This is a genomic window from Pseudomonas sivasensis (assembly GCF_013778505.1).
Taxonomy (GTDB): domain Bacteria; phylum Pseudomonadota; class Gammaproteobacteria; order Pseudomonadales; family Pseudomonadaceae; genus Aquipseudomonas; species Aquipseudomonas sivasensis.
On the sequence record NZ_JAAOWU010000032.1, the window covers coordinates 9,576 to 16,291 of the forward strand.

The 6,716-nt window shown below is 60.3% G+C and carries 6 protein-coding genes and 2 pseudogenes; 4 read left to right on the plus strand and 4 right to left on the minus strand.

The window, feature by feature from the left end:
* Both G9Q84_RS28260 and G9Q84_RS28265 read left to right on the plus strand, forming a co-directional pair.
* The coding region (locus G9Q84_RS28260) for a zinc-binding dehydrogenase (protein WP_181644479.1) at positions 1-185 on the plus strand (185 nt) is incomplete at its 5' end.
* Positions 186-319: 134 nt separating this feature from the next.
* Positions 320-511, plus strand: a pseudogene (locus G9Q84_RS28265) (zinc-binding dehydrogenase); the annotation flags it as partial.
* A 123-nt stretch (positions 512-634) separates the two neighbouring features.
* Here the strand turns inward: G9Q84_RS28265 and G9Q84_RS28270 are convergent.
* The 3 genes and pseudogenes from G9Q84_RS28270 to G9Q84_RS28280 all read right to left on the minus strand — a co-directional run bounded on the left by G9Q84_RS28270 (position 635) and on the right by G9Q84_RS28280 (position 3,138).
* The gene (locus G9Q84_RS28270; RefSeq protein WP_181644480.1) at positions 635-1,759 is read right to left on the minus strand and encodes an alkene reductase; all 1,125 of its coding nucleotides are present in this window, start codon (positions 1,757-1,759) and stop codon (positions 635-637) included.
* A gap of 77 nt (positions 1,760-1,836) precedes the next feature.
* Positions 1,837-2,514 (minus strand): type 1 glutamine amidotransferase domain-containing protein, encoded by a 678-nt coding sequence (locus G9Q84_RS28275; protein ID WP_032888414.1) that lies wholly within the window; start codon positions 2,512-2,514, stop codon positions 1,837-1,839.
* Positions 2,511-3,138 (minus strand): annotated as a pseudogene (locus G9Q84_RS28280) (TetR/AcrR family transcriptional regulator). Before G9Q84_RS28280 ends, G9Q84_RS28275 begins: the two are co-directional and overlap by 4 nt.
* Before the next feature lie 173 nt (positions 3,139-3,311).
* On the opposite strand from G9Q84_RS28280, the gene G9Q84_RS28285 reads away from it, so the two are divergent.
* Complete coding sequence (locus G9Q84_RS28285) at positions 3,312-4,256, plus strand: GlxA family transcriptional regulator (RefSeq protein ID WP_032888410.1); 945 nt, start codon at positions 3,312-3,314, stop codon at positions 4,254-4,256.
* On the opposite strand, the gene G9Q84_RS28290 is transcribed toward G9Q84_RS28285, so the two are convergent.
* Positions 4,234-4,740, minus strand: a complete 507-nt coding sequence (locus G9Q84_RS28290) for a GNAT family N-acetyltransferase (RefSeq protein WP_032888441.1) — start codon at positions 4,738-4,740, stop codon at positions 4,234-4,236. The genes G9Q84_RS28285 and G9Q84_RS28290 overlap by 23 nt on opposite strands.
* A gap of 178 nt (positions 4,741-4,918) precedes the next feature.
* Here G9Q84_RS28290 and G9Q84_RS28295 point away from each other — a divergent pair, with 178 nt between their 5' ends.
* Positions 4,919-5,794: an undecaprenyl-diphosphate phosphatase gene (locus G9Q84_RS28295; protein ID WP_181644481.1), complete on the plus strand. Its 876-nt coding sequence runs from the start codon at positions 4,919-4,921 to the stop codon at positions 5,792-5,794.
* Positions 5,795-6,716: the final 922 nt, after the last annotated feature.

The following is a 6,716-nucleotide window of genomic DNA, read 5'->3' on the forward strand; positions in this document are numbered from 1 at the left end:
CGCGCAGCAAGGATGAAAAAGCCGCGATTGCCGAACAGTTGCGTGAATACATTTGGCCGGTACTGGAAGCCGGGCGCTGCTTGCCGATCATCGACAAGGTGTACGAATACACCGACGCGGCCCAGGCCCATGCGCGGATGGAAGGTGGGGATCATATTGGCAAGATTGTCTTGCGGGTCGCGTAACCAGCAGGCATTAGATAGCAAATGTGGGAGGGGGCTTGCCCCCGATTGCAGTGGGTCAGTCAATGCTGCTGTGACTGTCCTGCCGCCATCGGGGGCAAGCCCCCTCCCACATTGGTTGCATGACTACCCGAGGGTTGCGCGCGCGCAGCAAGGATGAAAAAGCCGCGATTGCCGAACAGTTGCGTGAATACATTTGGCCGGTACTGGAAGCCGGGCGCTGCTTGCCGATCATCGACAAGGTGTACGAATACACCGACGCGGCCCAGGCTCATGCGCGGATGGAAGGTGGGGACCATATTGGCAAGATTGTCTTGCGGGTCGCGTAACCAGCAGGCACTAGATAGCAAATGTGGGAGGGGGCTTGCCCCCGATTGCAGTGGGTCAGTCAATGATGCTGTGACTGTCCCGCCGCCATCGGGGGCTAGCCCCCTCCCACATTGGTTGCATGACTACCCGAGGTACGTGGGGTAGTCGATATACCCTTCCTCACCCCCACCATACATCCCCTCTTCCCGCAGTGGATTCAGCGGCCACCCGTTGAATATCCGCTGCGGCAGATCCGGGTTGGCAATAAACGGCCGACCAAACGCGATCATATCCGCCAGCCCTGCTTCCACCAGTTTCGCGCCGCGTTCAGCGGTATAGCGCCCGGCATAGATAATGCGGCCACTGAAGGTGCTGCGCACGGCTTCACGGAAGCTGTCGGGCAGGATGGGCGCATTGTCCCAGTCGGCTTCGGCGATGGAGACATAAGCAATGCCTGACGCTTGCAGCACTTTGATCGCTTCGATGTAGGTGTGGTGCGGGTCTTCTTCCACCAGGCCGATGTACACACGGTCTTCGTCGGTGCCGCTGAACAACGGTGAAAAACGCACGCCAAGGCGTTCCGGGCCGACCACGGCGCTGACCGCTTCGACGATCTCACGCAGAAAGCGCAGACGGTTTTCCAGTGAGCCACCGTACTCATCGTCGCGGGTGTTGGAATGGGCCGAGATGAACTGGTTGACCAGGTAACCATTGGCCGAATGGATTTCCACCCCGTCGAACCCTGCGTCCAGGGCATTGCGCGCAGCCTGGGCGTAGTGCCCGACCAGTTGCTTGACCTCAGCAGTGCTCAACGCACGCGGCACGGGTGGTTGCACCAGTTCGCCGGTGCCAGGCCCGGTGGCGATAAAAGCTTTGGCTTGCAAGGCCGCCAGCGCAGATGGCGCCACGGGTGCTGCGCCGTCGGGCTGCAAGGCGTTATGGGACACGCGCCCCACATGCCACAGTTGCGCGAAGATCACCCCGCCGTCGGCATGCACCGCGTCGGTGACTTTGCGCCAGCCGTCGATCTGCGCCGGGCTGTAGATGCCCGGCGTCCAGGCATAGCCCTGGCCACGGGGTTCAATCTGCGTGCCTTCGCTGACCATGAATCCGGCGCTGGCACGCTGACGGTAATACTCAGCCATCAGATCGGTGGCGATATCGCCGGGCTGGGCGCTGCGTTGGCGGGTCAGCGGCGGCAGCACGACACGGTTAGTCAGGGTGTGATTGCCCAGTTTTACCGGGGTACTTAAAACGTTGTCAGTCATGGATTTTTCCAAATTTTGGGCGCACGAAAGCATTGGCGACTCTAAAGAGTCGCCAACGAATCGAGCGGTTGATTAAGTTAAGCGGTGAGTTTCAGCAGGGCCTTGGCGACATCGCTGGAACTGCCGGGGTTCTGCCCGGTGACCAGCAAGCCATCAACGATAACGAAGGATGCCCAGTCGGCGCCCTTCTCATACTTGCCACCCAATTTCTTGAATTCATCTTCAATCAGGAAAGGCACCACCTTTGTCAGGCCTACGGCGTCTTCCTCAGAGTTGGAGAAACCGGTCACGCGACGGCCTTTGATCAACGGCTCACCGTTGACCGCCTTGACGTGACGCAGCGCGCCTGGTGCGTGGCAGACAAAACCAATCGGCTTGCCAGCACGCTCAAAGGATTCGATCAGCGCGATGGACACCGGCGATTCCGCCAAGTCCCACAGCGGGCCGTGGCCGCCTGGGTAAAACACCGTGTCGAAGGCGTCCACGTTGACCGTGTCCAGCTTGACGGTATTGGCCAGCGCCTGCTGCGCCGCCGAGTCGGCCGCGAAGCGATGGGTCTGCTCGGTTTGCGCATCCGGTTCGTCGCTGACCGGGTCCAACGGCGGCTGGCCACCGGCTGGGGATGCCAGTACCACGTCGGCGCCGGCGTCCTTGAACGCGTAATACGGAGCGGCAAACTCTTCGAGCCAGAAGCCGGTCTTGCGGCCGGTGTCGCCAAGCTGGTCGTGAGAGGTCAGTACCATTAATACTTTCATTTTCCAGTGCCTCGATCAGTGAATGTCAGTGTGTTCAGGGTGACCCAACAACTGTCGGGTCAGCAGCAACGCCTCATCAAACGGCGCGGATGTAAGGGTGATCTTGCTCATGACACTGCTTCCCAGCCACAGCGCATACAGCTGCTGGGCCAAGTCCTGTGGGCGGTGTTGAAGCCGCAATGAGCCGTCTTCAACGCCGCGCTGCAGCGCCACAGCGAGTAATGCAATGGTGCGCGAAGTGCCGCGTTGCAGGGCCAAACGCATCGGCTCTGAAAGGTCAGACACCTCCGCACCCAGTTTGACGGCAAGGCATTTGCCCGCTTCGGTGCAGCCGGTCTGATTGTCGATCCAGGCGTCCCAATAGCGCATCAACTTGGCGTGCTGGGATAAACCCGGTTGGTCGAACAGTTGCTGCATACCGTGCACGTAGTGGTCGAAGTAGGTGTCGAGCAACACAACACCGAAGCCATCTTTAGAGGTGAAGTAGTGATAGAACGACCCCTTGGGCACCTCGGCCGCTTGAAGGATTTCGTTCAGGCCCACCGCAGAAAATCCCTTGCGGCCGACAAGCACTTGCGCCGCATCCAGAATGGTCTGTCGTGTATTTTTGGTTTCGCTGCTCATGCTTGACTCCAACCGATTAGACCAGTCGTCTAGTTCGTTGAGGCAATGTTAGGGGCCGAGTCGAACCCTCACAATGTCAGATACGCAAGGATTCCGGACATCGCCCGAGGCGGGTTGCCGTTTACCCGGCACGCGCCGACAATCCACCCCCCCGCGCCCCTTGGAGAATGAAGATGCACAGCGTTGCGCTGATGGTTTACCCGAACTTTCAATCCCTGAGCCTCAGCCTGGGCTCGGTGTTCGAGTGCGCGAACCTGTTGCGGGGCGAGCCCGCCTATGAATTTCACCTGGTGTCAGAGCGTGGCGGCGCGGTGATGACCTCCCAGGGTTTTTCGGTGAACACCTCGCCGATTCGGCCCGAGGGCTATGACACCCTGATCGTGAGCGGCTACCTGGAATTCCGCCTGCCGGAGGCCAACCTGCTGGAGTTGGTCAAGGCCGCTTCGGCGCAATCACGCCGAGTGGCCTCGTTGTGCATGGGCATCTTTGTGCTGGCCGAAGCCGGATTGCTGGAGGGCAAGCGCACCACCACTCACTGGATTCACGCCCCGGCGTTTCGCAAGCGCTACCCGGATATCCATCTGGAGGAAGACAAACTGTTTGTGGTGGACGGCCAAGTGTGGACCGGCGCGGGCATGAGCGCCGGCGTGGACATGGCGTTGGCCATGGTGGAGAACGACCTGGGCAGCGACCTCGCCCGGCGCATTGCACGCAAACTGGTGATCGCCCAGCGCCGCGGCAGTGAGCAGTCGCAATTGTCGGCGTTGCTGGAACTGGACCCCAAGTCCGACCGCGTGCAACTGGCCCTGGCCTACGCCCGCGAGAATCTCACCCATGACCTGTCCGTGGAAGCGCTGGCGGATGTTGCCCGTTTGAGCCCACGCCAGTTCAGTCGGGTGTTCCGCGAAGAAACCGGACAAACCCCAGCCAAGGCCATCGAAGCCCTGCGCGTGGAAGCGGCGCGGGCGATGATGGAAACCAGTCGTCACCCGGTTGAAGTGGTGGCCCGCGAAACCGGCTTTGGTGATCGCGAGCGCATGCGTCAGGCGTTTCTACGGGCGTTCGGGCAACCGCCCCAAGCGATGCAGCAGGCGTTTAATGCAGCGCCGCACGCGTAATCAAATAGCTCACCAACTGCGGCTCATCGTCCAGCTCGATGGTCTGCACCGGGCGCGGCAGGTTGTCCAGCACCGCGCGCCAGAACGCCTGGGACACTTCGTCCTGGTCATAAAACCGCACCAACCAATCCGATACGCCGCTGCACAGCACCTGGGTGGCGATGGCGCGGCCGATGCCTTTGCGGCGATAGCGCTTGAGAATAAACAGGTCGGCCAGTTCCAGGGCGTCGATGCCAGGCAACTCACTGCCTTCGATCAGCAGAAAGCCGGCGATATAGCCGTCGACCAGCAACAGGTTGGCGCTCCACTGCGGGTCTTGCCAGTAGCGCGTCAGGTGTTCGTCATGGATATAGAAACGGCCGTCCGCCTCGACATCTTCCTGCTCCCAGTCCGACGACTCGTAGGCGTAGTACTGGTAAAGATTGCGGATCAACTCGGATGCTTCAGGGCCGGTCTGGATCAGTTCCACTGTAGTTTCAGGCATTAGGCTCTCGATCAAAAAACGCAGGGCGCCATTGTTCACAAAACCTCGGCGCAGTCCAATAGCGCCGCGAACCTTTCTACTTGCTGAACCGATTGCAAATAGCCGTTGGCCCTGCCGAAGCGCTGAAACATTTCGAATAGACTTCGCCGAAATCTCCCTTTTCTGAAGGACACGTATTTTGACGAACGTCTGTTCCGCCGGCCTGGATGTGGGCTTTGCGTCCCTGGATTACCTGCAGATTTTTATCCTCGGTGTGATCCAGGGCTTTACCGAACTGCTGCCGGTCTCCTCCACCGCCCATATGCGCGTAGTGCCCGCCCTGCTCGGCTGGCAGGATCCCGGTTCGGCCTTTTCGGCGGCCATGCAATTGGCCGCACTGGCGGCGGTGGTCAGTTATTTCTGGCGCGATGTGCGCCAGGTGACCACGGGCAGCATCGGGGCGGTGCGCCGGGGCGACTACAACGACCGTTGGTTCAAGCTTGCGGTGGCGATCGTGCTGGCGACGATCCCTATTGGCATCGCCGGCCTGGCGTTGTCGTCGACGTTGAACGCCTGCAACTCGCCATTGCGCGGTTTGATGGTGATCGGCATTTCCTGCCTGGTGATGGCGGTGTTACTGGCGGCGGCCGAGCTGCGTGCCCGGCATACCCGCGAGATGAGCGAGATGCGCCTGCGCGATGCGCTGATCGTCGGTGTGGCACAGATTGGCGCGTTGATTCCTGGGGTGTCGCGTTCCGGCTCGACCCTCACCGCGGCGCTGTTCCTCAACTTCAAACGTGAAGAAGCCGCGCGGTTTTCCTTCCTGCTGGGCCTGCCGGCCATTGCCCTGGCCGGTTTGAAAGAACTGTGGGCGCTGCTGCGCGCCGACCTGCCGGCCCACGCATGGCCACACCTGTTGTTTGGCCTGGTGGTGGCGAGCGTCTCGGCGTTTTTTGCAATCTGGGGCCTGATGAAGTTTTTGGAGCGGTTCTCCACCTGGCCGTTCGTAATCTACCGGGCGCTGCTGGGGGTGTTCCTGATTGTGGCGGTGAGTACCGGGTTATTGGCCGGGTAAGGCGGTGTGCGCTTAAGGAATGAGCGGGCTTCGGTGGGGAGATTGCTTCTGTGGTGGGGTTGCTTCTGTGGTGAGCTTGCTTCTGTGGTGAGCTTGCTTCTGAGATGAGTTACCTCTGTGGTGAGTTTGCTTCTGAGATGAGTTGCCTCTGTGGTGAACTTGCTTCTGAGATGAGTTGCCTCTGTGGTGAGCTTGCTTCTGAGATGAGTTGCCTCTGTGGTGAGCTTGCTTCTGAGATGAGTTGCCTCTGTGGTGAACTTGCTTCTGAGATGAGTTGCCTCTGTGGTGAGCTTGCTTCTGAGATGAGTTGCTGTTGCTTCTGTGGTGAGCGGGCTTGCCCCGCGCTGGGCTGCGAAGCGGCCCCATTGAGAACACCGCGTTTCTTCAGGTAAATCCCGGGGGCAGGTTTTGGGGCCGCTTCGCAGCCCAGCGCGGGGCAAGCCCGCTCACCACAAAGAATGTGCCCGCTCTCGTAATGCCGCCTTCAGCCCCGGCTTTAGCAATCGCTCCAAACCTGGCGAATCAACCCCTGCAGCCTCAACGCCTCGGCCCAGTGTGAGCTTGCTTCTGAGATGAGTTGCCTCTGTGGTGAGTTTGCTTCTGAGATGAGTTGCTTCTGCGGTGAGCTTGCTTCTGTGGTGAGCGGGCTTGCCCCGCGCTGGGCTGCGAAGCGGCCCCATTGAGAACACCGCATTTCTTCAGGTAAATCCCGGGGGCAGGTTTTGGGGCTGCTTCGCAGCCCAGCGCGGGGCAAGCCCGCTCACCAAAAAGAACATGCCCACTCTCGTAATGCAGCCTTCAGACCCGGCTTTGGCAATCGCTCCAAACCTGGCGAATCATCCTCTGCAGCCTCAACGCCTCGGCCCAGTGTGAGCTTGCTTCTGAGATGGGTTTGCTTCTGCGGTGAGCTTGCTTCTGTGGT